This is a genomic window from Streptomyces sp. NPDC051310 (genome assembly GCF_044455245.1).
In the GTDB taxonomy this organism is placed as follows: Bacteria; Actinomycetota; Actinomycetes; order Streptomycetales; family Streptomycetaceae; genus Streptomyces.
Genome location: NZ_JBITEO010000004.1, coordinates 168,687 through 192,930 on the forward strand (window position 1 = coordinate 168,687; position 24,244 = coordinate 192,930).

Sequence of the window (24,244 nt, forward strand, 5' to 3'; positions counted from 1 at the left end):
GATTGCTCAGACTCCGGCGGTCGCGGGGGCTTCGGACAGGTCGGCGGGCGAGGCCAGATGGCCCAGCACCGCGGTGGCGGCGGCGACCTGGGGAGAGACCAGGTGGGTGCGGCCGCCCTTGCCCTGCCTGCCCTCGAAGTTGCGGTTGGAGGTGGAGGCGGAACGCTCGCCGGGCGCGAGTTGGTCGGGGTTCATGCCCAGGCACATCGAGCAGCCCGCGTGCCGCCATTCGGCCCCGGCCTCCTTGAAGACCGTGTCCAGGCCCTCCTCGACCGCCTGCAGGGCGACCCGGACCGAGCCGGGCACGACCAGCATGCGTACGCCGTCGGCGACTTTGCGCCCGTTCAGGACGGCGGCGGCGGAGCGCAGGTCCTCGATGCGGCCGTTGGTGCAGGAGCCTACGAAGACGGTGTCGACCTTGATGTCGCGCAGCGACTGCCCGGCGGTCAACCCCATGTACTCCAGGGCCTTTTCGGCGGCCAGGCGCTCCGAAGCGTCTTCGTACGAAGCCGGGTCGGGGACGGAGGCCGAAAGGGGTGCTCCCTGGCCGGGGTTGGTGCCCCAGGTGACGAAGGGGGCCAGCTCGGTGGCGTCGATGACGACCTCGGCGTCGAAGACGGCGTCGTCGTCGGTCCGCAGCGTCTTCCAGTAGGCGACGGCCGCGTCCCAGTCCTCGCCCTCGGGCGCGTGGGCGCGGCCCTTGAGGTAGGCGAAGGTGGTCTCGTCCGGGGCGATCATGCCCGCGCGGGCACCGGCCTCGATCGACATGTTGCAGATGGTCATCCGGGCTTCCATCGAGAGCTTCTCGATGGCGGACCCGCGGTACTCCAGCACGTACCCCTGGCCGCCGCCGGTGCCGATCCTGGCGATGATCGCCAGGATCAGGTCCTTGGCGGTGACGCCGTCCGGCAGCTCGCCCTCGACCGTGATCGCCATGGTCTTCGGGCGCGCCATCGGCAGCGTCTGCGTGGCCAGGACGTGCTCGACCTGCGAGGTGCCGATGCCGAAGGCCAGCGCGCCGAAGGCGCCGTGCGTGGAGGTGTGGGAGTCGCCGCAGACCACGGTCGTGCCCGGCTGGGTCAGGCCCAGCTGCGGTCCCACGACGTGGACGACGCCCTGCTCGACGTCGCCCAGCGGGTGCAGGCGGACACCGAACTCCGCGCAGTTCTTGCGCAGCGTCTCCAGCTGGGCCCGGGAGACCGGGTCGGCGATGGGCTTGTCGATGTCGAGGGTGGGGGTGTTGTGGTCCTCGGTCGCGATGGTGAGGTCGAGGCGCCGCACCTGCCGGCCGTTCTGGCGGAGGCCGTCGAAGGCCTGCGGGCTGGTCACCTCGTGCAGCAGGTGCAGATCGATGAAGAGGAGGTCGGGCTCGCCCTCGGCGCGCCGGACGACATGGTCGTCCCAGACCTTCTCCGCGAGTGTCCTACCCATCGCTTTCCCTCCGGCCGGCGGGTGCGCCGGCGCCTCTAGAGATCAGTGGCCCCACGTCCGGGCCCCACGTATCCCACGTGCCGGACGGGCATCGGACCCGTTGGTCCGCGGGCCGTACGTACAGGGTGGCAAGTTCCCGGGAAAATTGAACTTGCGTTTCACAGAGTGAGACGTGAATATCGTTGCATGGACAACTCTAGCGGCGTCGGCGTTCTCGACAAGGCAGCTCTGGTTCTGAGCGCCCTGGAGTCCGGTCCGGCCACCCTCGCCGGGCTGGTCGCGGCGACCGGGCTCGCACGACCCACGGCACATCGCCTTGCCGTGGCACTGGAACATCACCGGATGGTGGCGAGGGACATGCAGGGCCGGTTCATCCTCGGACCGCGGCTGGCGGAGCTCGCCGCCGCGGCCGGCGAGGACCGCCTGCTGGCCACGGCCGGACCCGTACTGACTCATCTGCGGGACGTGACCGGGGAGAGCGCGCAGCTCTACCGGCGCCAGGGCGACATGCGCATCTGCGTCGCCGCGGCGGAGCGGCTGTCCGGATTGCGGGACACCGTGCCGGTCGGCTCCACGCTCACCATGAAGGCCGGCTCCTCGGCCCAGATCCTCATGGCCTGGGAGGAGCCGGAGCGGCTGCACCGGGGCCTCCAGGGGGCCCGCTTCACGGCGACGGCCCTGTCGGGCGTACGGCGCCGCGGCTGGGCCCAGTCGATCGGTGAGCGCGAGCCGGGCGTGGCGTCCGTCTCCGCGCCCGTGCGGGGCCCGTCGAACCGCGTGGTGGCCGCCGTGTCGGTCTCGGGGCCGATCGAGCGCCTCACGCGCCACCCGGGCCGTATGCACGCCCAGGCCGTCATCGACGCCGCCGCCCGGCTGTCCGAGGCGCTGCGCCGCTCGGGCTGAGTCCGGCCCGCTTGTCCATCCACTTCTGCCAGCTCCCGGTCCACCGCTTCAACGCCGCAGCGGTGGACCGGAGTTGTTGTCGGGGACCCTCCCGGCCCGCGAGGGTCCGGGAACGCGAAGAAGCCCTCCCCTGCTGGGGAGGGCTTCCTCTGTGCGTACCCCCGACCGGATTCGAACCGGCGCTACCGCCTTGAGAGGGCGGCGTGCTAGGCCGCTACACAACGGGGGCAAGATCAATGATCGATCCGCTGGCCTACCTGGACTCGAACCAAGACTAACTGAACCAGAATCAGTCGTGCTGCCAATTACACCATAGGCCACTGGTGGTTTAGACCAGTTGGTACCCCCGACCGGATTCGAACCGGCGCTACCGCCTTGAGAGGGCGGCGTGCTAGGCCGCTACACAACGGGGGCCCTAGCGATCCTGCAGCGTGATCATCGGGAGCGACCCTGGTGATCACGTGGGAAGGATCTGTACCCCCGACCGGATTCGAACCGGCGCTACTGCCTTGAGAGGGCAGCGTGCTAGGCCGCTACACAACGGGGGCTTTGCAGATGAGCTCTGCGAGCTGGCCTACCTGGACTCGAACCAAGACTAACTGAACCAGAATCAGTCGTGCTGCCAATTACACCATAGGCCACCAAAACTCAACCCCCTGAGAGGGTTTTGTTCGGGTTACGCTTCGGAGTTTCGGGCTTTCGACCCGCTCCCCTCGGCGCAGGAAGAACATTACCTGAAGGTGTCCGGGGCTCCAAAACGGGTTTGGTCGCGCAGCAGGCCGGGGAGCTGATCGAGGCTCGTGATCCGGGTGAGCTCGGGGCGTCCGCCGATGCCGGTGCGGTCCAGCCAGATGCCCGTCAGGCCCGCCTCGACGGCCCCGCGGGCGTCGATGTCCGGCTGGTCGCCGACGTACGCGACCTCCTCCGGCGGCAGGTCGATGAGGGTGCAGGCGGCGTGGAACGCCTCGGGGGCGGGCTTGGACACGCCGAGCTCGGCCGCGCAGACCAGGGCCTCGAAGCGGTCGTACACGCCCAGTGCGCGCAGCTTGCGCTCCTGGTTGCGGATCGTGGAGTTCGACAGGACGGCGTGCCGGTAGTCGGCCGCCAGGACGTCGAGCACGGGCAGGGTGTCCGGGAAGAGCGCCCAGGCGACCTCGTAGTGCGCCAGGTACCGCTCGAACCAGGCGTCGGCCTCCGGATCGGTCAGCGGACGGCCCAGGAAGTCGCGGACCCGGTCGCGGCGCTGGTCCTCGAAGGCGACCCCGCCGGCCTCGAAGCGGCGCCAGTGGTGGGTGGTGAGCTCCTTCCAACGCCGGAGGGCCTGGTCGACGGAGGTGTCTCCGTCGACCAGGCCCTCGGCCGTCAGGTGGTGCAGCATCCCGGCGCGGTCGGCGCTCGCGTAGTCGAAGATCGTGTCGTCGATGTCCCAGAGGACCGCACGGATCGGCATACCCCCGACCGTACCGCCGGGGCGGGGGTCAGGACCCCAGCTTCGCCAGGGCGGCGTCGATGCGGGCGAGCGTCCGGTCCTTGCCCAGGATCTCCAGGGACTCGAAGAGCGGGAGCCCGACCGTGCGGCCGGTGACCGCGACGCGGACCGGGGCCTGGGCCTTGCCCAGCTTCAGGCCGTGCTCCTCGCCGGCCGCGAGGACGGCCTCCTTGAGGGACTCGGGGCTGGTCCAGTCCGCCGCCTCCAGCTTGGCGCGGGCCGTGCGCAGCAGGGCGTCGGAGCCCTCCTTCATGGCCTTCTGCCAGGAGGCCTCGTCCTCGACGGGCTCCGGGAGGAAGAGGAAGTCGACGTTCTGGGTGATCTCCGACAGGACGGTCAGGCGGGTCTGGGCGTGCGGCGCGATGGCCTCCCAGGCCGCGCGGTCGAAGTCCTCCGGTGCCCAGGGGGCGTGCGGGGCGCGCAGCCAGGGCTCGCACGCCTCGGTGAACGCCTTCACGTCGAGCCGGCGGATGTGGTCGGCGTTGATCGCCTCCGCCTTCTTGAGGTCGAAGCGGGCCGGGTTGGCGTTCACGTCCGCGATGTCGAACCGCTCGACCATCTCGGGAACGGTGAAGACGTCCTGGTCGGCGGAGAAGGACCAGCCGAGGAGCGAGAGGTAGTTGAGCAGGCCCTCGGGGAGGAAGCCGCGCTCCCGGTAGAGGTTCAGGGAGGACTGCGGGTCGCGCTTGGAAAGCTTCTTGTTGCCCTCGCCCATGACGTACGGCAGGTGGCCGAAGGCGGGGATGTCCTTGGCGATGCCGAGCTCGATCAGCGCCTTGTAGAGCGCGATCTGGCGCGGGGTGGAGGACAGCAGGTCCTCGCCGCGCAGCACGTGCGTGATCTCCATCAGCGCGTCGTCGACGGGGTTGACGAGCGTGTAGAGGGGGGCGCCGTTGGCGCGGACGATGCCGTAGTCCGGGACGTTGTCCGGGGTGAAGGTGAGCTCGCCGCGGACCAGGTCGGTGAAGGTGATGGGCTCGTCGGGCATCCGGAAGCGGACGATCGACTCGCGGCCCTCGGCCTCGAAGGCCGCCCTCTGCTCGGCGGTCAGGTCGCGGCACGTGCCGTCGTACCCGGACGGCTTGCCGGCGGCGCGGGCGGCCTCGCGGCGCTCGTCGAGCTCGGTGGCCGTGCAGTAGCAGCGGTACGCGTAGCCGCCCTGGAGCAGCTTGCCGGCGACGTCGCGGTAGATGTCCATGCGCTGCGACTGGCGGTACGGCGCGTGGGGGCCGCCGGTCTCGGGGCCCTCGTCCCAGTCCAGGCCCAGCCAGCGCAGCGAGTCCAGGAGCTGCTGGTACGACTCCTCGGAGTCGCGCGCCGCGTCCGTGTCCTCGATGCGGAAGACCATGGTGCCCTGGTGGTGCCGGGCGAAGGCCCAGTTGAACAGGGCGGTGCGGACCAGCCCCACGTGGGGGTTGCCGGTCGGGGAGGGACAGAAACGGACGCGGATCGCGTTAGCCACGCTTGATCACCTTGTTGGTGAGAGTGCCGATGCCTTCGATGGTGACGGCGACCTCGTCGCCGACGTTGAGCGGTCCGACTCCGGCCGGGGTGCCGGTGAGGATGACGTCGCCCGGGAGCAGCGTCATGGCCTCCGAGATGTGGACGACGAGGTCCTCGACGGAGCGCACCATGTCGCTCGTACGTCCCAGCTGGCGCTGTTCGCCGTTGACCGTGCACTGGACGGCGAGGCCCTCGGCGACGGCGGCCGGCTCGATGCCGGTCTCCACCCAGGGTCCGAGCGGGCAGGAGGTGTCGAAGCCCTTGGCCCGGGCCCACTGCTTCTCGCGCTGCTGGACGTCGCGGGCCGTGACGTCGTTGGCGCAGGTGAAGCCGAAGATGACGTCCTTGACGCGCTCGCGCGGGACCTCGCGGCACATGCGGCCGATCACGACGGCCAGCTCGGCCTCGTGGTGCAGCTCCCGCGAGAAGGAGGGGTACTCGATCGCGTCGCCGGAGCCGATCACCGAGGTGGTGGGCTTGAAGAAGGCGACGGGGACCTCGGGGACCTCGTTGCCGAGCTCCGCGGCGTGCTCCGCGTAGTTGCGGCCGATGGCCACGACCTTGTTGGGCAGGACGGGCGGCAGGAGGCGGACCTTGCTCAGCGGAACCTTGGTGCCGCTGAGTTCGAAGTCGGCGTACGGAATACCCTTGATGATGTCGAGGACGAGGTCGCCCTCTTCGCCGGGGGCGCTGCCGCCCTCGACCGCGCCGAAGGCGACATTGCCGTCGATGGAGAATCTGGCGATGCGCACGGGATGCCGTGCCCCTTACTTCCGCTGGTGACTGGAGTCTGACGCTCCAGGCTAACGCGGAAGGGGCGGGCGCCCCGCCGACATCACTGCGCCGCGGCCAGCGGGGCTTCCATGAGGGTGGTGCGGCGCGGGTTGGCCGTGCTGGCCGGGAGGTCTGCCGAGTGCTCCGGCCGGACGCCCTGCTGCAGTTCACCGGCGTCGGTGAGGGTGGCGAGGGTGGTGCGGCGCGGGTTGGCGATGCTGCGGAACGTCATCGTCGTCTTCATCGGTGGCTTCAGACCTCGGTGTAGGGGTTGACAGTGCACTCACTCTGTAAAGCGTCAGGCTAAACATTCGATTCCCCGCCCATAGCGGCAGGAGACGGCGATCTATATGTGAGTTTGCTCACGACCAGGGGGACATTCCGGTCATCTCAGACCGTCGGCTGGACCAATGGAAACGGACATTGCGTACCTGAATGCTTCATTCCGCTCCTGATCATGGCGACTGGGACACCCCCCACCCCTACACGACTCGTCCACCGATGTCCGCTTCCTCCCTGATCCGTATCCACGGCAGGTGATGAGGCCCTCACGGATCGTGAACCGGCCGGAGGTGGCCACCACCGCCCTTGTTGGAGATCCGGCACTGTGCTGGAATTCCACGCACCGCCGCGGGATTTCAGACCGGCGCGCAGCGGCGCAACGCAGCGCCCAAGCGGCGGCGGGAGGGGGGATCCGAGCCGGTCACTCACGACCACCATGGGGCGCGCTCGCGCTCCACGACGCCGACACCGTCCCGTCCGTTCGCGCGGAGGGACGCCTGGTCCAGAGGTTGCGACGCTAGTGCAGGGACGTTTCAAGAGGGATGGCATGGGGTCTCCCCCGACCCGCCAGGGCCGAGGGGAAGCTGCGGCGGGCGAGGAGCCGCGCGGCGGGACCGACCGCGGCTCCTCGGCCCAGCACACCCAGAACCCGGGTCAGACGGCCGCCTCCGACGGCGCCGACCGCGCGGGGCGCGGGAGTGCCGCACCGGGCGGCGCCGAGCCCCCGGCCGCGCCCAAGGCGAAGGGCAAGGCCAAGGGCAAGGCGAAGAGCCCGACCGACACCGGGCCCCGAATAGCCCTGCGCAACTGGCGCATCAGCACCCGTCTCGTCTCCCTGCTCGCCCTGCCCGTGGTCGCCGCGACCACGCTGGGTGGACTCCGTATCAACGAGTCCATGAACGACATGGAGCAGCTGGACCACATGCAGCTGCTCACCAAGCTCACCGAAGAGGCGACCGACCTCGCCCAGGCGCTCCAGGAGGAGCGCGACCAGACCGCCGGACCGCTGGCCAACCGGACGTCCGACGACGGTCCGATCGCGTCCGACTACAAGATCTCCCAGCACTACGAGTCGACCGACCGCGCGCAGAAGGCGTTCCTGAAGGCCACCGAGGAGATCGGTGACACCCAGAACGACGAGGCGCTGCAGTCGATCCGCTCCAACGTGACGCAGATCGCCAACCAGGTGATCTCGCTGAAGAGCATTCGCGAGAACGCGTACGACGACAAGGTGCTGCACTCGCAGACGGTCGAGCGCTACAGCCGGCTGATCGAGTCGCTGCTGAGCCTGTCGCAGGACATGGCGCAGGCGACCAGCAACCCGGACATGATCAAGCGCACGCGTGCGCTGGCGGCCTTCTCGTCCGCCAAGGAGTTCGCGTCCATCCAGCGCGCGATCATCGCGGCGGCCCTGCCGAAGAACGACCGCGAAAAGGGCAAGCTCAACGCCAACGACCGGCTCTACGCCGAGGCGGCCCGCAAGAACGAGAACGACGCCCTGAAGTCGTTCCAGGCGATCTACTCCTCCGCCGGCGGTGACGCCACCGAACTGCTGGCCCCGCTGACCAGCGGCAACCCGAACATCATCGAGGCCGACAAGTACGCGGACCGGGTGCTGAGCTCCCCGGACGGCATGGAGAAGCAGCCGGCGCGAAGCTACCTCGACTGGGCGGACGAGGACAGCACCAAGATCCAGGCCATGAAGACCATCGAGGCCGACCTGCTCGGCCAGATGGAGAGCAAGGCCCGCGAGCTGCACCAGGAGTCGCAGCGCGACGCGATCATCAACGGTGCGCTGATCCTGCTCGTCCTCGGCGTCTCGCTCATCGGCGCCTTCGTCGTGGCCCGGTCGATGATCCGGTCGCTGCGGCGGCTCCAGGACACCGCGACCAAGGTCGCCCAGGAGCGCCTGCCCGAGCTCGTCAAGCAGCTGTCCGAGTCCGACCCCCAGGACGTGGACACCTCCGTCGAGTCCGTCGGTGTGCACTCCCGGGACGAGATCGGCCAGGTGGCCGCGGCCTTCGACGACGTGCACCGCGAGGCGGTCCGCCTCGCCGCCGAGCAGGCCCTGCTGCGGGGCAACGTCAACGCGATGTTCACCAACCTCTCGCGCCGCTCCCAGGGTCTGATCCAGCGCCAGCTGTCGCTGATCTCCGAGCTGGAGTCCCGCGAGGCCGACCCGGACCAGCTCTCCTCGCTGTTCAAGCTCGACCACCTCGCCACGCGCATGCGCCGTAACGGTGAGAACCTGCTCGTCCTCGCCGGTGAGGAGCCGGGCCGCCGGTGGACCCGGCCGGTCCCGCTCGTCGACGTGCTCCGCGCCGCCGCGTCCGAGGTGGAGCAGTACGAGCGCATCGAGCTCGCCGCCGTCCCGGCGACCGAGGTCGCCGGCCGCGTCGTCAACGACCTCGTGCACCTGCTCGCCGAGCTGCTGGAGAACGCCACGTCGTTCTCCTCGCCGCAGACCAAGGTGCGCGTGACCGGTCACGCGCTGCCCGACGGGCGCGTGCTCGTCGAGATCCACGACACCGGCATCGGCCTCTCCCCCGAGGACCTCGCCGCGATCAACGAGCGGCTGGCGTCGCCGCCCACCGTGGACGTGTCGGTCTCCCGGCGCATGGGTCTGTTCGTGGTCGGCCGGCTGTCGCTGCGCCACGGCATCCGCATCCAGCTGCGGCCGTCCGACTCGGGCGGTACGACCGCGCTGGTCATGCTCCCCGTGGACGTCGCCCAGGGCGGCAAGAAGCTTCCCGGCAAGCCGGGCCAGGGCGGTCCGGCGGGCCAGGGCGGTATGCCGCAGGCCCAGGCGGGCTCCGGCGGCCGGCTGGCCGGCGGTCCCGGTGGCGGCCGTCCCGGTCTGCCCGGCGGACCGGGCGGCGCGGGCGCGGGACGCTCCGGTGCGGCCGCAGGCCTCGCCGGTGCCGCCGCGGCGCGCGGTCAGGTCGGCGCGGGCGCCGGACCCCGGGCAGCGCTGCCCGGCCGCGACGGAGCACCGGGCGGACAGCCCGGTGGACAGCCGGGTGGTCAGCCCGGTGGTCAGCAGCAGCCGCGACAGGGCAAGCACGGCCGGCCGGGTCAGTCCCCGCAGCAGCCGCAGCAGCCGCAGCAGCCCCAGGACCCGTTCAGCGGCACCGCGGGCGCGGCGCCCGGCGGCATCCCGACGCGCTCGGACGTCTGGCAGAACAACGCCCAGGCGCCGCAGGCCGACGCCCAGCAGCCCGGCCGCCCGCAGGGCCCCGGACAGCAGCAGCGTGCCGGTCAGCAGGCCCCCGGCAACCCGCGCCGCCAGCCCGGCGCCGGCCCGCGGGCCGAGCTGCCCGGTGGCTCCCCGCAGCCGCAGCGCCCCCAGCGCCCGCAGGCCGCGAGCTGGGGCAACGACCAGGCCGGCCCCGTGCCCCCGCAGCAGCGCACCACTCCGCTGGACGCGCCGCGCGGTCACGAGGAGCCGGAGACCACCGGCCAGTACGCGCGTCCCGACCAGCTGAACGGGCACCGCCCGCAGGACCCGGCGTCCACGGCGCAGTTCCAGCGGCCGGACGACACGAGCCCGCGCCCGCCGGCCGGCAGCCTGCCGTCGCAGCCGCGGCCCGAGGCGCTGCCGCCCGCTCCGGACGCCGGGGACGGTCGCACGCCGCTGTACGACACGCTTGAGACCAACTGGTTCCGCGGGCAGGAGGGCCAGCAGGCCCAGCAGCCCCCGGCCCAGCAGGGACAGCAGGCTCAGGCACCGCAGGCTCCGCAGGCACAGCAGCCCCAGGGCCGCCGGCCGGAGAGCCCGCAGGCCCGTCAGCCGCAGCAGGCCCGGTTCGCCGGCAACGACCAGACGGTGCCCGTCCCGGTCGTGCCGCAACAGCAGGCCCCGCAGCGCCCCGCCCGCGACGACGCCGCGTCCACCACGGGCGCCTGGCGTACGTCGCCCAACGACGAGCTGGTGCGCCAGGCCGAGCGGGTTCGCAAACCCGCGGCCGGCGGCGTCACCACGTCGGGCCTGCCCCGGCGGGTCCCGCGTGCCAACCTGGTACCCGGTACCGCGCAGGAGCAGCAGCACCAGTCCGGGCCGCAGGTCTCCCGCGCGCCCGACGACGTGCGCGGCCGACTGACCAACCTCCGCCGGGGCATCCAGCAGGGGCGTCAGGCGGGCGGCTCGACCACGGGCAGCTTCAATATCGGCCCCACACACCCGCAGGAGCGCTAGTTGAGACCGATGAGCCAGGCGGCGCAGAACCTGAACTGGTTGATCACCAACTTCGTGGACAACACCCCCGGGGTGTCGCACACGGTGGTGGTCTCGGCCGACGGCCTCCTGCTGGCCATGTCCGAGGGGTTCCCGCGTGACCGCGCCGACCAGCTCGCGGCCGTGGCGTCCGGACTCACCTCGCTGACCGCGGGGGCGTCCCGGATCTTCGAAGGCGGCCAGGTCGCCCAGACCGTGGTGGAGATGGAGCGCGGCTTCCTCTTCATCATGTCCGTCTCGGACGGTTCCTCCCTCGCTGTGCTGGCCCACCCGGACTGCGACATCGGCCTCGTCGGCTACGAGATGACGCTTCTGGTGGACCGTGCCGGCACCGTGCTGACCCCGGACCTGAGAGCCGAGCTCCAGGGCAGCCTGCTCCGCTGATCCGCCCGGGGTGGTACGTACTCCTTCCCCCCTCGTGTACGTACCGCCTCACGTTCTTGTTCATCTGTCGGCCGCCCCATCCGGCCCCCCACCGGCCCCGTCACGACGGCACGCAGACCACCTGCTGTCACGACCCGGAGGATCCATGACCCCGCCCACCGCCTCTCACGATCCGTACGGTGCGTCCCTGGACGACCCGTACGGTCACGAAGGCGATCAGCCGCTGGTCCGTCCGTACGCCATGACCGGCGGACGGACGCGGCCGCGCTACCAGCTCGCCATCGAGGCGCTGGTCAGCACGACCGCCGACCCGGCCCATCTGGGAACACTGCTGCCCGAGCACCAGCGGATCTGCCACCTGTGCCGCGAGGTGAAGTCGGTGGCCGAGGTGTCGGCACTGCTGTCGATGCCGCTCGGGGTGGCCCGGATCCTCGTCGCCGACCTGGCGGAGGCGGGCATGGTGGCGATCCACCAGCCGGGCAATGGAGAGGCCGGCGGTACGCCGGATGTGACGCTGCTGGAAAGGGTGCTCAGTGGACTTCGCAAGCTCTAGCGGCGGATCGGGCGCCGGCCGTTCCACCACCAGCGCGAAGATCGTGGTGGCGGGCGGCTTCGGCGTGGGCAAGACCACGTTCGTCGGTGCCGTCTCGGAGATCAACCCGCTGCGTACCGAGGCCGTCATGACGTCCGCGTCGGCGGGCATCGACGACCTCACCCACACCGGGGGCAAGACCACCACCACGGTGGCGATGGACTTCGGCCGCATCACCCTGGACCAGGACCTGATCCTGTACCTCTTCGGTACACCGGGCCAGGACCGCTTCTGGTTCATGTGGGACGACCTCGTACGCGGCGCGATCGGCGCCGTGGTCCTCGTCGACACCCGCCGTCTCGCGGACTGCTTCCCGGCGGTGGACTACTTCGAGAACAGCGGCCTGCCGTTCGTCATCGCCCTCAACGGTTTCGACGGACACCAGCCCTACACCCCCGACGAGGTGCGCGAGGCCCTGCAGATCGGTCCCGACACCCCGATCATCACCACCGACGCCCGCCACCGCGCCGACGCCAAGAGCGCATTGATCACGCTCGTGGAGCACGCGCTCATGGCACGACTCAAGTAGGCGTATGTATACGGAAGTTGTCGTAGACATTCGGTGGTGCATACAGGGACGCCGTGTGTCGTCCGACACGGTCGGCCCGCCAGGTTCATAACGTTTCGACAGAGAATTGGTGGGCACTGGACACAACGCGCATCCGGCTGGTGCCGCTGTGCTCACATGGGCCCCGCCTTTTGGCGGGGCTCGTTCTTTATGCCCGTTTTATCTGGGGTCTGGACCAGTGGCAATGGCCTATTTCCGCTGTTTGGAACGGGGCCGCTTTACATGCTGCAATGCGACGAACTCCCGAGTAGTACGGCCCTGAACAGAAAACGGCACAACGTAGGTGCCGGCGCCGAGAGGTTGTTGGTCGAGTGAGGCGAAGCAAGAACAGCGCCGCGGAGCAGCAGGCGCGGGGCAACTTCACCCCGCCCATGCGCACTGCGGTGCCGCCTGCCGATGCGCCCGGAGCACCGTCGGACGGCGTGGCCGCCGGCACCGGCAGCACGAGCAAGTTGTCCCCGCGCAACTGGCGGGTGCCGACCAGGCTGAACGCGATCCTCCTCATACCCGTGCTGGTCGGCCTCGTCATGGGCGGCTTCCAGGTCAAGCAGTCGATCGACACCTGGAGCGAGGCCCAGGACGCCGAGAAGACGGCCCTCGTGGTGCGCGCCGCCTCGGAGTACGGCGCGGCCCTGCTCAACGAGCGCGACCTCACCGCCGCGCCGCTGCTGACCGCGAAGAGCGCCCAGGACCGCGAGGCCGCCGAGGTCAAGCAGGCGTACGCCGCGACGGACGCCGCCAAGGTCCGGTTCGACGCCGCCGTCGCGAACATGCCCGAGGACCAGGGCCTGGAGCGCCGCCTGAAGCTGTTCCGGGCGGAGGAGCCGACCCTGGAGCAGCTCCGGGAGACCGCGTACACCAAGGCCCTCGACCCGGTGCGGACCGAAGAGGGCTACGTCAAGGTCCAGCACTCGCTGATGGAGTTCTCCAACGAGCTCGGCCTCGGCACCGGCAACATCACCAGCTACGGCCGGACGGTCTACGCCGTCCAGCTCGCCAAGGCCGCGACCTCCCTCCAGCGCTCCATCGGCATGCACCTGCTCGTACGGCCGAGCAAGGACGACGAGGACTTCGCCCAGCAGTCGGTGGCCTTCAACTCGTACAACTACCTGGAGCAGATCGCCATCGGCGAGTACGTGTCCGGCGGCACCGCCGAGGACACGGAGAAGCTCAAGCAGGTCATGACCGGCAAGGCGGCCGACGGCGCCAAGCGGCTGCAGGAGGCCGGTCTCAAGCCGCCGGTCGTCGACGGTTCCGTCTTCACCGGCATGGCCGGTGCGATCGGCAAGGCCAAGGACGCCGACGAGATCCAGGAGCTGCGGGCGAAGGACGTCACGCCGCAGACCTGGATGGGCGCCGCGACCGCCAAGTTCGACGGCTACAGCGAGATCGAGGCCGACCTCGTCACCAAGGCGGTGGACGAGGCCGCGGAGATCTCCGGCGACGCCAAGACGGACGCCTTCGTCAACGGTGCCATCGTGGTGATCGCGCTGCTCGCGGCGTTCATCCTGGCCGGGATGATGGCCCGCCAGATGAGCACCTCGATGAGCCGTCTGCGCACCGCCGCCTTCTCCATCGCCGAGCAGCGCCTGCCGATGCTGGTCGACCAGCTCTCGCGCACCGACCCGGGCCGCGTCGACACCCGCGTGGAGCCCATCCCGATCAACTCCCAGGACGAGATCGGCGAGGTCGCCCGCGCCTTCGACCAGGTCCACCGCGAGGCCGTCCGGCTCGCCGCCGAGCAGGCCCTGCTCCGGGGCAACGTCAACGCGATCTTCACCAACCTGTCGCAGCGCAACCAGTCGCTGATCGAGGGCCAGCTGACCCTGATCACCGACCTGGAGAACAACGAGGCCGACCCGGACCAGCTGGAGAACCTCTTCAAGCTGGACCACCTGGCCACGCGTATGCGCCGCAACGGCGAGAACCTCCTCATCCTCGCGGGCGAGGAGCCCGGCCGCCGCTGGAACCAGCCGGTGCCGCTCGTCGACGTGCTGCGCGCCGCCTCCTCCGAGGTGGAGCAGTACGAGCGCATCGAGATCACCGGTGTGCCGGAGTCGGAGATCCACGGCCAGGCCGTGACCGACCTCGTGCACCTGCTCGCCGAGCTGCTGGAGAACGCCACCACGTTCTCCTCCCCGCAGACGAAGGTCCGCGTCACCGCCACCCGTCTCCCCGACGGCCGCGTGATGGTCGAGATCCACGACAAGGGCATCGGTCTGACCGCCGAGGACTTCGCCGACATCAACCACAAGCTGGCCAACCCGCCGACCGTGGACGCCGCGATCTCGCAGCGCATGGGTCTGTTCGTGGTCGGCCGCCTCGCCGACCGGCACGGCATCCGCGTCCAGCTGCGCCCCTCGGGCGAGCAGGCGGGTACGACGTCGCTGGTCATGCTGCCGGACGCGATCACCCACGGTGGTGGTGGCGACCCGCTGGAAGACGACTTCACCGTCTCCCAGATCATTCCGGAGCAGCCGGCCTTCGAGGCCGCCCCGCTGCGCACGGCGGCGGAGCTCGGCTTCGACGACTCCCGCTACGAGCAGCCGTCCGGTGAAGGCACCGCGCTCGACCCGGTGGGCCGCTCCCTGAAGCGCGAGGAGCGCCGCGCGCAGCTGGGCGCCCAGCTGTTCCGCGACGAGACGGACCAGCAGCCGCAGGGCGCCTACGGGCAGCCCCAGGAGCAGTACGACCCGCAGCGTGACGCGTACGCCTCCCAGGAGCACTACGACGGCTCCCAGGAGCGCTACGACGCCCAGGAGTCGCCGTACGAGCCGCAGGAGCAGTACGGCGCCCAGGAGTCCTCGTACGAGCCGCAGGAGCAGTACGGCGCGCAGGAGCAGTACGGCAGCCAGGCGCCGGCGTACGGGCAGAACGGCGGCTACGAGCAGCAGCAGCCCGGCACCGGCTACGACCAGTACGGCGGTGGCGAATATGCCACCGGCGAGTACGCTGCGCCCGGCTATGCGGAACCGTCCTTCCCGGATGGTGAGGCGCAGGAGCCGCAGTACGACCGTCAGTTCGACACCGGTACCCACCAGGGCGACTGGGCGGACCAGGGCACGTACGCGGGCGGTTTCGACGGCTCGTACGGTGCGGAATCGGAATCTTCCCAGGGCGCTCCCGCGAACGGCCGCGAACGCGTAGGCTTCTCCTCGGGTCCCCCCGCTCCGAGCACCGGACACGAGCTGACCGACGCCGGTCTGCCGCGCCGGGGCAGCAGTGGCGGCCCGCAGCAGGCCTCGCAGCCGGCACAGCAGCAGGCGCAGCAGCAGGAGCGGTCGCAGGCACAGCAGCAGACGGCTCCGCAGCAGCAGGCTCAGCAGGGCGAGGACGGCTCCGAAGGCTGGCGCTCGACGAACGACGAGCGCTGGCAGCGGGCCGAGAAGCTCCGCAAGCCCGCGGCGGGCGGGGTCACCCCGTCCGGGCTGCCGCGGCGGGTCCCCAAGGCCAATCTGGTCGAGGGCAAGGCCGAGCAGACCCCGCAGGGCGGCCCACAGGTCTCCCGCGCCCCGGAGGACGTGCGTGGCAGGTTGAGCAACCTGCGGCGCGGTGTCCAGCAGGGACGCAACGCGGGAACGGACACGAACGGACCGGGCCTCGGCCCGGGTAGCACCTACAACCAGGAGCGTTAGTGTGAGCCCGATGAGCCAGGCGGCGCAGAATCTGAACTGGTTGATCACCAACTTCGTGGACAACACCCCCGGGGTGTCCCACACGGTGGTGGTCTCCGCCGACGGACTCCTGCTGGCGATGTCCGAGGGGTTCCCCCGTGACCGTGCCGACCAGCTCGCCGCCGTCGCCTCCGGCCTGACCTCGCTGACCGCGGGGGCGTCCCGGATCTTCGAAGGCGGCGCGGTCAACCAGACCGTGGTGGAGATGGAGCGCGGCTTCCTCTTCATCATGTCCATCTCGGACGGCTCCTCGCTGGCCGTCCTCGCGCACCCCGACGCCGACATCGGCCTCGTCGGGTACGAGATGGCGCTCCTGGTGGATCGCGCGGGCAGTGTCCTCACCCCGGACCTGCGCGCCGAACTGCAGGGCAGTCTTCTCAACTAACAGACGGACCGTGCGTTTCTCGCCACCGCACCATAGGGTGCGGTGGCGCGGGTCCACAGGGACATGGACCGGCGAACGGCAGTCGGAGGAGGAAGAAACGTGGCAACACCCCCAGGCGGACACCACCCATATGACGGTGCGCACCAGTCGCAGGGTGAGAACGGCCAGAACCGCTTCAACTTCCCTTCGGCACCGAGCGGGCAGGGCGGCCAGCAGCCCTACCAGGGCCCTCCGTCGTACGTTCAGCCGCAGGCACCGCGCATCCAGCCGGTGCACCAGCGGCGCAGGGCCCCGGAGACCGCGTCCTCGTCCGGCTCCACGGGGAACCACAATCCGCTGGTCCGTCCGTACGCCATGACCGGCGGACGGACGCGGCCGCGCTACCAGCTCGCCATCGAGGCGCTGGTGTCGACCACGGCGGATCCGGCCAGGCTGCAAGGGCAGTTGCCCGAACACCAGCGGATCTGCCGGCTGTGCTTCGAGATCAAGTCGGTGGCTGAGATCTCGGCACTCCTCTCCATCCCCCTCGGCGTCGCCCGGATCCTCGTAGCCGACCTGGCGGAGGCCGGACTTGTCGCCATCCACCAGCCCGGCGGCGACGAGTCCGCCGGCGGCCAGCCAGACGTGACACTGCTCGAAAGGGTGCTCAGTGGACTTCGCAAGCTCTAGCGGCGGTGCAGCCCGCTCAACCACCAGCGCGAAGATCGTGGTGGCGGGCGGCTTCGGCGTGGGCAAGACCACGTTCGTCGGTGCCGTCTCGGAGATCAACCCGCTGCGTACCGAGGCCGTCATGACGTCCGCGTCTGCCGGTATCGACGACCTCACCCACACCGGCGACAAGACCACCACCACGGTGGCGATGGACTTCGGCCGCATCACCCTGGACCAGGACCTGATCCTGTACCTCTTCGGTACACCGGGCCAGGACCGCTTCTGGTTCATGTGGGACGACCTCGTACGCGGCGCGATCGGCGCCGTGGTCCTCGTCGACACCCGCCGTCTCGCGGACTGCTTCCCGGCGGTGGACTACTTCGAGAACAGCGGCCTGCCGTTCGTCATCGCCCTCAACGGCTTCGACGGACACCAGCCCTACACCCCGGACGAGGTGCGCGAGGCCCTGCAGATCGGTCCCGACACCCCGATCATCACCACCGACGCCCGCCACCGCGCCGACGCCAAGAGCGCATTGATCACGCTCGTGGAGCACGCGCTCATGGCACGACTCCGGTAGGCAGTCCTCCCGTCCCCGCGAAGGCCCCGCACCACCTCCGGTGGGCGGGGCCTTCGTCGTGGGGCCGGGTGCGGCGGTCCGGCCGCCCGGTCCGTACGACCGCGTCGCCGTACGGCGAAGGGCCCCGCACTCGCGTGGAGTGCGGGGCCCTCGGGGAGCCGGGTCAGCCCTGCCAGCTGTGCGGGGCGCGGAAGCCGGACTGGCGCTCCAGGCGCCGCCAGCCGGCCGTGGAGCGGGTCCCGGCGGCGCTCTCGGCGGGGCGGGAGCCCGCGCGGGCCATCAGGATGGCGGTGATGGCGGCCAGCTCCTCGGGGTCGGCGTGGCCCTTCTCGACACGGAGGAGGGATGCGTTGGTCACGTGGTGCTCCTCTTACTGGGGCGGGTTGCCGTGCTTGCGCGACGGCAGGTCGGCGTGCTTGGTGCGCAGCATCGCGAGGGACTTGATCAGGACCTCGCGGGTCTCGGCGGGGTCGATGACGTCGTCGACCAGTCCGCGCTCGGCCGCGTAGTACGGGTGCATCAGCTCGGCCTTGTACTCCTTGACCATGCGGGCGCGCATGGCCTCGGGGTCCTCGGCGTCGGCGATCTGACGGCGGAAGATGACGTTGGCCGCGCCCTCGGCGCCCATCACCGCGATCTCGTTGGTGGGCCAAGCGTAGGTGAGGTCCGCGCCGATGGACTGGGAGTCCATGACGATGTACGCGCCGCCGTACGCCTTGCGCAGGATCAGGGAGATCCGGGGCACGGTGGCGTTGCAGTACGCGTACAGCAGCTTGGCGCCGTGGCGGATGATGCCGCCGTGCTCCTGGTCGACGCCGGGCAGGAAGCCGGGCACGTCCAGCAACGTGATGATCGGGATGTTGAAGGCGTCGCACATCTGGACGAAGCGGGCCGCCTTCTCGGAGGCCTCGATGTCCAGGACGCCCGCCAGCGTCTGCGGCTGGTTGGCGACGATGCCGACGACCTGGCCGTCGAGGCGGGCGAGCGCGCAGATGATGTTGCGGGCCCACCGCTCGTGGATCTCCAGGTAGTCGCCGTCGTCGACGAGCTCCTCGATCACCTTGGTCATGTCGTACGGCCGGTTGCCGTCGGCCGGCACCAGGTCGAGCAGCATGTCGGAGCGGCGGTCGGCCGGGTCGTCGCCGGCGTGGACCGGCGGGTTCTCCCGGTTGTTCGACGGCAGCATCGACAGCAGGTAGCGGACCTCCGCGATGCAGGTCTCCTCGTCGTCGTACGCGAAGTGCGCCACGCCACTGGTCTCGGCGTGCACGTCGGCGCCGCCGAGGCCGTTCTGGGTGATCTCCTCGCCGGTCACCGCCTTGACCACGTCCGGGCCGGTGATGAACATCTGCGAGGTGTCGCGCACCATGAAGACGAAGTCGGTCAGCGCCGGGCTGTAGGCGGCGCCGCCCGCGCACGGGCCGAGCATCACGCTGATCTGCGGGATGACGCCCGAGGCGCGCGTGTTGCGCTGGAAGATGCCGCCGTAGCCGGCGAGCGCGGAGACGCCCTCCTGGATGCGGGCGCCGGCGCCGTCGTTCAGGGAGACCAGCGGCGCGCCCGCGGCGATGGCCATGTCCATGATCTTGTGGATCTTGGTGGCATGGGCCTCGCCCAGCGCGCCGCCGAAGATCCGGAAGTCGTGCGCGTAGACGAAGACCGTACGGCCCTCGACGGTGCCCCAGCCGGTGATGACACCGTCGGTGTAGGGCTTCTTGTGCTCCAGACCGAAGCCCGTCGCGCGGTGTCGGCGCAGCTGCTCGACCTCGCGGAACGAGTCCGGGTCCAGGAGGAGCTCGATGCGCTCGCGCGCGGTCAGCTTCCCCTTGGCGTGCTGTGCTTCCGTCGCACGGTCACTCGGGCCACGGCGGGCCTCCTCGCGCAGGGCGTGCAGTTCGGCCACACGCCCACGGGCGTCGGTCGGCTCGCCCTGGGTTTCGTCCACAACGGTCATGTACTGACCCTACGAAGCCGACCAAGAAAATCACGCCGTTGACTCCGTACAGTCTCCGGAGTCATCTCCTGTCAGCCTTGAACAGAACCATTCGGCGGAACGGCGAAACCACCATCTCCGGACCACTCCCCCTTGTGGGGGTCCGACAAGGCCCTCAGCCGAGGGCCACCCGGCAGCCGTGGCCCGCGCCCGCCGTGCCCGGCGTGATGCGCAGCCGTAGCGTACGCCCGGTCGCCAGGACCTCGACGGTGGGGTCGTGGCCGAGGACGCGGTCGACGGGGTGGTGCCAGGTGATCTCCAGTGGCTCGCCGGTGCGCGGCGGCTCACTCGCGTGGAGGGTGGCGGTGCGGCCGTTCCGGCGCAGCAGAACGCTCGCCGGCGCCGTGGCGCCGAGCGGCCCGGACCTGCCGGGCTGCCAGAAGTTCGCGGCGGTCAGGCCCAGCGGGTGGACCGTGACGGCCTGGCGGGCGGCGGTGTTGTCGTGGATCTCCAGCCACCGGGGGTCGTGGGCGCGGGCCGCGACCGTGCGGCGGTCGGCCCCGGGCATCAGGACGTAGGTGTACGTGGCGCCGGCCGGGTCGGTGCCGTGGTCGAGCCAGAGGGTCTGGTAGCGGCGGGTGCGGCGCTCGGTGGTGGAGGTGGTGTTGATGTCGCGCCAGGCGCCGGTGCGCTCCTCGCGCAGGGTGCGCAGCGCCGCGGTGCCGCCCGGGAGGATCCAGCCGCCGTGGCCTTCGAGGTGGGCCCAGTGCGAGCCGGTGGTGAAGGCGGGGTCGGCGGTTCCGCCCGCCGGGTCCCCGAGGCAGCGGTTGTCGACGATCGTCTCGACGGGGACGCCGTCGGTGGCGGTGATGCCCGCGCCGAGGCAGACGACGGCGTCGGCGGTGCAGAACCAGGACTTGCGGGCCTGGAGCGTGGAGCCGAGGCCGCGCAGGTGCTGGCCGACGGCGGCGGACTCCCCGTCGGTGACGCCGCCGACCCAGCGCACGTCGGGTTTGGGCTCGCCCCACTCGCCGCCCGCGCGGTCGGGCAGGCGCCGGGTGGAGACGGTGGTGCCGGGCAGCCGGTACCAGTCGACGGTGGGCCAGAACCAATCGGTGTACTGGGCGTCGCCGCCCGCTCCGGCGCCGGGGCCCCACCAGGAGAGCATGCCGGCGCCGGTGTGCCAGCCGCGCGGGTTCTCGCCGTTGCCGCATTCGTAGTACGCGATGCGGTCGGAGGCCATGGCGAGGGAGGCGGCCCATCCGGGGCGGCGGTGCACGGCCCGGTCCATGGAGGCGAAGAGGGTGTGGCCGACCGGTTCCGGGGCGGCGGGGACGGGAGAGGCGGCGACCGCGTGCAGCCGGGCCAGGTCGGCGACGCCGAACCGGCCGGCGGTCAGGACGGGGCTCACGGTGTCGCGTGCGATCCAGCCCTTCACCCGGGCGTGCCACCGGGTGCGCTGGGCGGGGCCGGCCGCGTCGGCGAGCAGCGCGATGGCCGCGATGATGCCGTGCCCGTGGTAGTGGTCGCTGCGCAGGGTGCCCCGGACGTCGTTCCTGAGCAGGCCGCGGCTGATGGCCCGGCCGTTGACGCAGTCCATCATAAGGCCGTTGTGGAGGAGGGGGGCGTACGCCTTCTCGACGGAGTCGAGGACGATCGAGCGGGCCGGGTCGGTGACGGCCCAGGACGACCCGGTCAGCAGCGCGAAGAGCCGGCCGAGGCCGTCGAGCAGGACCTGTCCGTACGTGCCGGAGTAGGCGACCCAGGTGTGCTGGATGAAGCCGCCGTCGGCGTAGAGCCCGTCGCCGGAGGTGACGTACGGGAAGACGGGCGAGAGCGCGTCGCGGGCCAGCGCGATCTTCGCCGGGTGCCGGCCGAGGACTCCGCGCAGGGCGACGGAGCGGCACAGGTCGACGCGGTTGGCGCCGGTGGAGGTGCCGCTGTAGTCGCCGAGCACGCTGTCGGGGATGAAGTGGTCGACGGCCGCGCAGGCGGCCTCGATCCGGACGGGGCCTGCCTCCTCGTACAGGGTGGCGATGATGTCCATGAGGAGGCGGGGGCTGCCGATCTGCCACTCCCACCAGTTGCCGTAGCGGGAGGTGGCGGGGTTGTAGACGCGCTCGGCCAGGTGGTCGAGGCCGCGCAGGACGTCGGCGAGGAGGGCGGGGTCGCCGGTGCGGCCGGTGCCCTGCTGGGCGTACGCCTGGGTCATGGTCCACAGGCGGTGGTAGCTCTGGGTGATGCCGGAGGGCGGGTCGAAGGCGTAGCCGGGCCACAGGGAGGTGGGGGTGGGGGCCATGGAGGCGCGGAAGCGGGCGGCGAGGTCGCCGGTCTCGGCGAGGCGGGAGGCGTACGGCTCGGCGGCGGGGTCGTAGCCGCTGCCGAGCTGGAGGTCGAGCCAGCGGAGCCGGAGCTTCTCGAACTCGTCGAGGTCGTGGGGGTGCCGGTCTGCTCGGGCGGTCGGCGCCATGGCGACTCCGAGGGCGGTGGCGGAGGTGGCGGCGAGGAAGGTGCGACGGGACCAGCGGGGCGCGTTCGGCTGCACGGGGCCTCCCGGGGAAGTGGTGCCGGCCGGTCGGGCCGGTCCGGCGCGTCACTCTCTCCGCCCAATGTGCATGACAATCGCGGCTCGGCCCAGACGCACCACCGCCTTGTGGACGGCGCCCAGTGTGCCGGGCGGCACCCGCCGCCGCAGGGCGGAGCCGGTCGACGGCACCTGAACGAGGGCGTGTCGGCGGGGCGGGCCCCGGGAGGGCCCGGCGGACGGGCATGCGGGGGAACCTCCGGGGAACGGGGTGCGTCGTTGAACCGAGAACCACAGCGATGAGCGGTTTTCCCACGCGTACGGACAACCGGTCGATGAACCGCGCAGGACCACTCAGGAACGATCGACGAGACGGGAGCCGGAGCTGCACATGCACGCCGAAGAAAGGCACCAGGCCATACTCCGCAGGCTGCGGGAGCGCGGCTCGTTGCGCGTCACCGACTTCGCGCACGAGGTACGCGTCTCCCCGGTGACGATCCGCCGGGACGTGGAGCAGCTCGCGGAGCGGGGTCTCCTCACCCGGGTCCACGGGGGCGCGGTCCTGCCCGGGGCGGAGGCGGCGGCCCCGCACGAGGAGCTGGTCTTCGGTCTCGTCGTACCGGCGGCCGACCACTACTACCCCGAGGTGATCAGGGGCGCTCGGGAGGCGGCCGCCGAGCGGGGCGTCCGGCTGGTGCTCGGTATCTCGCAGCACGACCGGGAGCAGGAGCGGGCGCAGTTGCGGCGGATGCTCGCGGACGGTGTCGACGGCCTGCTGCTCACCCCGTGCGGCGCGCCGGACGAGACGGAACTCCCCGTCCCGCACGTCCTGGTGGAGCGCCGTCCCGCGGACGACCTGTCACCGGCGGAGCACGTGGCCACCGACCACGCGTACGGCGCGGGGCTCGCCGTCCGGCACCTCGCCGGACCGGCCGGGCGGCGGCGCGTCGGGCTGGTGGTGCGGGACGACAGCCCGCACGCCGCGGCCGTGCGGGACGGCTACCGCCGCGGCCTCGCGGCGGCCGGACTGACCGCGCCCGACGGGGGTGTCCTGCACCTGCCGGCGCCCGCCGACGACGATGCCGGACGCGAGCGGCAGCTCGCCGCGTTCACGGACGCGGTGACCGGCGGGGCGCTGGACGGTGTCCTGGTCCACCACGACCACGACGCGCTCGTCCTGCTGCAGCGGCTGCGGGCGCACGGCGTGGACGTGCCCGGCGACCTCGCCGTCGTCGCGTACGACGACGAGGTCGCCGCCCTCGCGGACATCCCGCTCACCGCGGTGGCCCCGCCGAAGCACGCCGTGGGCGCGGCGGCCGTCGACCTCCTGACCCGCCGCCTGACCGACCCGAGGGCACCACGCCACCGCCTGACGCTCCTGCCGGAGCTGCGCGTGCGTGCGTCGACGGGTGGGGGGTAGTCCCGCGGGCGGGGGCTGCCGGGCGCGGGCGCGACCCGAATCGCGCCCGGGCGAGGGGCCGGCCGTGCCCGCGCCACAGGCTCGGCTCCGGGGCGCAGCCCTCGGCGCTGCGGGCGGGCGTTCCGGCTCCGCCGGGCGCGGACGTCCGCCGGGCCCGCGGGCCGGCTCGGCAGACCTACGGCGTCGGCTGCACCCGCTTGCCACTGACAGCGTCGAGGAAGAGATCCCGGCTTTCGGAGCCGGACTTCACGCCGAGCGTCCAGACAGGCCTCCATCGGGTCCCGATCTTCTGCGCCAGCAGCACCGCCGCTTCGGCTTCCACGCCGGTCTCCTCCCTTGCGAGCCGCATCGCCTCGTCCCTGCTGATGGCTGCGCCGGGGAGCGCCGGATCGGGTACGGGCCTGGAGGCGAACCCCATCATGCGTCCGCTGGAGGTGATGGTGAGGTCCAGTCTCATCGGCATCATCACGCCGCCCTTGTAGCGACGGTAGGTGAGGACGTACACCGTGCCCCGGCCCTCGCCCATGACGTCGACGGTTTCCCTGCTCCCGGAGATGCTGGCCGGGAACCACCTTTCGGCGCACCTTCGGCCCGGCGCGCGCACCTCGTCCTTCGCCAGGTCACCCGCGTCGACCCTCATGTCGGAGGTCCAGGCCCGTTCGAGCGTGCGCTCGGGCCACCATCCGGTCACCTGACCGCGGTTCGTGGTCAAGGTGATGCGGGTGCGGCCGGCGACTTTCTCCATCGTCGTACCCCCGCCTCTCGTGCCGGGACCGAACACACTCTCGGCAGCATCCGCAATCCATTCGTCGGCACCGGCGAGGGACTCCATGTACGCGTCTCTCCGGTCCTCCGCCGCCACGACTCCACGCGGACGACGGATGAGTGGAACCACCCGAGGAGCACCGCAGCGCCGA

19 protein-coding genes and 5 tRNA genes are annotated in these 24,244 nt (G+C 71.2%); 10 read left to right on the plus strand and 14 right to left on the minus strand.

The genetic code is table 11. The annotated features are described in order from the left end of the window. Window positions 1-6: 6 nt before the first annotated feature. Window positions 7-1,431 carry a 3-isopropylmalate dehydratase large subunit gene (leuC, locus tag ACIA79_RS07820; protein WP_399427266.1) on the minus strand — a complete coding sequence of 475 codons (1,425 nt, stop codon included), beginning with the start codon at window positions 1,429-1,431 and terminating at the stop codon, window positions 7-9. A 186-nt stretch (window positions 1,432-1,617) separates the two neighbouring features. On the opposite strand from leuC, the gene ndgR reads away from it, so the two are divergent. After that, complete coding sequence (gene ndgR / locus ACIA79_RS07825) at window positions 1,618-2,334, plus strand: IclR family transcriptional regulator NdgR (RefSeq protein ID WP_026278050.1); 717 nt, start codon at window positions 1,618-1,620, stop codon at window positions 2,332-2,334. 156 nt (window positions 2,335-2,490) lie between these two features. On the opposite strand, the gene ACIA79_RS07830 is transcribed toward ndgR, so the two are convergent. The 9 genes from ACIA79_RS07830 to ACIA79_RS07870 all read right to left on the minus strand — a co-directional run bounded on the left by ACIA79_RS07830 (window position 2,491) and on the right by ACIA79_RS07870 (window position 6,344). After that, window positions 2,491-2,563, minus strand: a tRNA-Glu gene (locus ACIA79_RS07830). Between the two features lie 19 nt (window positions 2,564-2,582). Then, window positions 2,583-2,654 (minus strand) — tRNA-Gln (locus ACIA79_RS07835). Window positions 2,655-2,672: 18 nt separating this feature from the next. Next, a tRNA-Glu gene (locus tag ACIA79_RS07840) sits at window positions 2,673-2,748 on the minus strand. Between the two features lie 61 nt (window positions 2,749-2,809). Continuing rightward, window positions 2,810-2,882 (minus strand) — tRNA-Glu (locus ACIA79_RS07845). 21 nt (window positions 2,883-2,903) lie between these two features. After that, window positions 2,904-2,975: transfer RNA gene (locus ACIA79_RS07850), tRNA-Gln, on the minus strand. Window positions 2,976-3,064: 89 nt separating this feature from the next. Further along, window positions 3,065-3,784, minus strand: coding sequence for an HAD family hydrolase (locus ACIA79_RS07855; protein ID WP_399427267.1), 720 nt, complete (start codon window positions 3,782-3,784; stop codon window positions 3,065-3,067). A 28-nt stretch (window positions 3,785-3,812) separates the two neighbouring features. Then, entirely contained in the window at window positions 3,813-5,285 is a 1,473-nt protein-coding gene (gene gltX / locus ACIA79_RS07860; protein WP_399427268.1) for a glutamate--tRNA ligase, read from the minus strand. Beyond that, window positions 5,278-6,078 (minus strand): fumarylacetoacetate hydrolase family protein, encoded by an 801-nt coding sequence (locus ACIA79_RS07865; RefSeq protein WP_399427269.1) that lies wholly within the window; start codon window positions 6,076-6,078, stop codon window positions 5,278-5,280. The genes gltX and ACIA79_RS07865 overlap by 8 nt, the downstream gene beginning before the upstream one ends. Before the next feature lie 83 nt (window positions 6,079-6,161). Beyond that, window positions 6,162-6,344, minus strand: coding sequence for a hypothetical protein (locus ACIA79_RS07870; RefSeq protein WP_399427270.1), 183 nt, complete (start codon window positions 6,342-6,344; stop codon window positions 6,162-6,164). A gap of 585 nt (window positions 6,345-6,929) precedes the next feature. Between ACIA79_RS07870 and ACIA79_RS07875 the strand changes: the two genes are divergently transcribed. From ACIA79_RS07875 to ACIA79_RS07910, 8 genes are all read left to right on the plus strand, one after another. Next, window positions 6,930-10,577: a nitrate- and nitrite sensing domain-containing protein gene (locus tag ACIA79_RS07875; protein WP_399427271.1), complete on the plus strand. Its 3,648-nt coding sequence runs from the start codon at window positions 6,930-6,932 to the stop codon at window positions 10,575-10,577. A gap of 9 nt (window positions 10,578-10,586) precedes the next feature. After that, the gene (locus ACIA79_RS07880; RefSeq protein WP_031074604.1) at window positions 10,587-11,000 is read left to right on the plus strand and encodes a roadblock/LC7 domain-containing protein; all 414 of its coding nucleotides are present in this window, start codon (window positions 10,587-10,589) and stop codon (window positions 10,998-11,000) included. A gap of 145 nt (window positions 11,001-11,145) precedes the next feature. Beyond that, window positions 11,146-11,553: a DUF742 domain-containing protein gene (locus ACIA79_RS07885; protein ID WP_391813519.1), complete on the plus strand. Its 408-nt coding sequence runs from the start codon at window positions 11,146-11,148 to the stop codon at window positions 11,551-11,553. Further along, window positions 11,534-12,121: an ATP/GTP-binding protein gene (locus ACIA79_RS07890; protein ID WP_391813520.1), complete on the plus strand. Its 588-nt coding sequence runs from the start codon at window positions 11,534-11,536 to the stop codon at window positions 12,119-12,121. The genes ACIA79_RS07885 and ACIA79_RS07890 overlap by 20 nt, the downstream gene beginning before the upstream one ends. A gap of 350 nt (window positions 12,122-12,471) precedes the next feature. Then, a complete protein-coding gene (locus ACIA79_RS07895; protein ID WP_399427272.1) occupies window positions 12,472-15,795 on the plus strand; it encodes a nitrate- and nitrite sensing domain-containing protein in 3,324 nt (1,107 codons plus the stop codon). Window positions 15,796-15,805: 10 nt separating this feature from the next. Then, window positions 15,806-16,219, plus strand: a complete 414-nt coding sequence (locus tag ACIA79_RS07900) for a roadblock/LC7 domain-containing protein (RefSeq protein ID WP_006127847.1) — start codon at window positions 15,806-15,808, stop codon at window positions 16,217-16,219. Window positions 16,220-16,318: 99 nt separating this feature from the next. Beyond that, window positions 16,319-16,888, plus strand: coding sequence for a DUF742 domain-containing protein (locus ACIA79_RS07905; RefSeq protein WP_399427273.1), 570 nt, complete (start codon window positions 16,319-16,321; stop codon window positions 16,886-16,888). Further along, a complete protein-coding gene (locus ACIA79_RS07910) occupies window positions 16,869-17,450 on the plus strand; it encodes an ATP/GTP-binding protein (protein WP_069978110.1) in 582 nt (193 codons plus the stop codon). The genes ACIA79_RS07905 and ACIA79_RS07910 overlap by 20 nt, the downstream gene beginning before the upstream one ends. Before the next feature lie 163 nt (window positions 17,451-17,613). Here ACIA79_RS07910 and ACIA79_RS07915 read toward each other — a convergent pair whose 3' ends face one another. The 3 genes from ACIA79_RS07915 to ACIA79_RS07925 all read right to left on the minus strand — a co-directional run bounded on the left by ACIA79_RS07915 (window position 17,614) and on the right by ACIA79_RS07925 (window position 21,853). Beyond that, on the minus strand, window positions 17,614-17,808 hold the full coding sequence (locus ACIA79_RS07915) for an acyl-CoA carboxylase subunit epsilon (RefSeq protein WP_399427274.1): 195 nt from the start codon (window positions 17,806-17,808) through the stop codon (window positions 17,614-17,616). Between the two features lie 12 nt (window positions 17,809-17,820). Beyond that, window positions 17,821-19,404, minus strand: a complete 1,584-nt coding sequence (locus ACIA79_RS07920; protein WP_399427275.1) for an acyl-CoA carboxylase subunit beta — start codon at window positions 19,402-19,404, stop codon at window positions 17,821-17,823. A gap of 154 nt (window positions 19,405-19,558) precedes the next feature. Next, window positions 19,559-21,853 (minus strand): polysaccharide lyase 8 family protein, encoded by a 2,295-nt coding sequence (locus ACIA79_RS07925; RefSeq protein WP_399427490.1) that lies wholly within the window; start codon window positions 21,851-21,853, stop codon window positions 19,559-19,561. A 445-nt stretch (window positions 21,854-22,298) separates the two neighbouring features. On the opposite strand from ACIA79_RS07925, the gene ACIA79_RS07930 reads away from it, so the two are divergent. Continuing rightward, window positions 22,299-23,327 (plus strand): substrate-binding domain-containing protein, encoded by a 1,029-nt coding sequence (locus ACIA79_RS07930; RefSeq protein ID WP_399427276.1) that lies wholly within the window; start codon window positions 22,299-22,301, stop codon window positions 23,325-23,327. A 175-nt stretch (window positions 23,328-23,502) separates the two neighbouring features. Here ACIA79_RS07930 and ACIA79_RS07935 read toward each other — a convergent pair whose 3' ends face one another. After that, a complete protein-coding gene (locus ACIA79_RS07935) occupies window positions 23,503-24,159 on the minus strand; it encodes a hypothetical protein (protein WP_399427504.1) in 657 nt (218 codons plus the stop codon). Between the last annotated feature and the right edge of the window lie 85 nt (window positions 24,160-24,244).

Bases quoted from the DNA above. Each gene is read 5' to 3' on its own strand.
- ACIA79_RS07930 (WP_399427276.1), top strand. From the start codon at position 22,299: ATGCACGCCGAAGAAAGGCACCAGGCCATACTCCGCAGGCTGCGGGAG.
- ACIA79_RS07925 (WP_399427490.1), bottom strand. From the start codon at position 21,853: ATGGCGCCGACCGCCCGAGCAGACCGGCACCCCCACGACCTCGACGAG.
- ACIA79_RS07870 (WP_399427270.1), bottom strand. From the start codon at position 6,344: ATGAAGACGACGATGACGTTCCGCAGCATCGCCAACCCGCGCCGCACC.
- ACIA79_RS07920 (WP_399427275.1), bottom strand. From the start codon at position 19,404: ATGACCGTTGTGGACGAAACCCAGGGCGAGCCGACCGACGCCCGTGGG.
- leuC (WP_399427266.1), bottom strand. From the start codon at position 1,431: ATGGGTAGGACACTCGCGGAGAAGGTCTGGGACGACCATGTCGTCCGG.
- ACIA79_RS07900 (WP_006127847.1), top strand. From the start codon at position 15,806: ATGAGCCAGGCGGCGCAGAATCTGAACTGGTTGATCACCAACTTCGTG.
- ACIA79_RS07880 (WP_031074604.1), top strand. From the start codon at position 10,587: ATGAGCCAGGCGGCGCAGAACCTGAACTGGTTGATCACCAACTTCGTG.
- ndgR (WP_026278050.1), top strand. From the start codon at position 1,618: ATGGACAACTCTAGCGGCGTCGGCGTTCTCGACAAGGCAGCTCTGGTT.
- ACIA79_RS07885 (WP_391813519.1), top strand. From the start codon at position 11,146: ATGACCCCGCCCACCGCCTCTCACGATCCGTACGGTGCGTCCCTGGAC.
- ACIA79_RS07875 (WP_399427271.1), top strand. From the start codon at position 6,930: ATGGGGTCTCCCCCGACCCGCCAGGGCCGAGGGGAAGCTGCGGCGGGC.
- ACIA79_RS07935 (WP_399427504.1), bottom strand. From the start codon at position 24,159: ATGGAGTCCCTCGCCGGTGCCGACGAATGGATTGCGGATGCTGCCGAG.
- ACIA79_RS07855 (WP_399427267.1), bottom strand. From the start codon at position 3,784: ATGCCGATCCGTGCGGTCCTCTGGGACATCGACGACACGATCTTCGAC.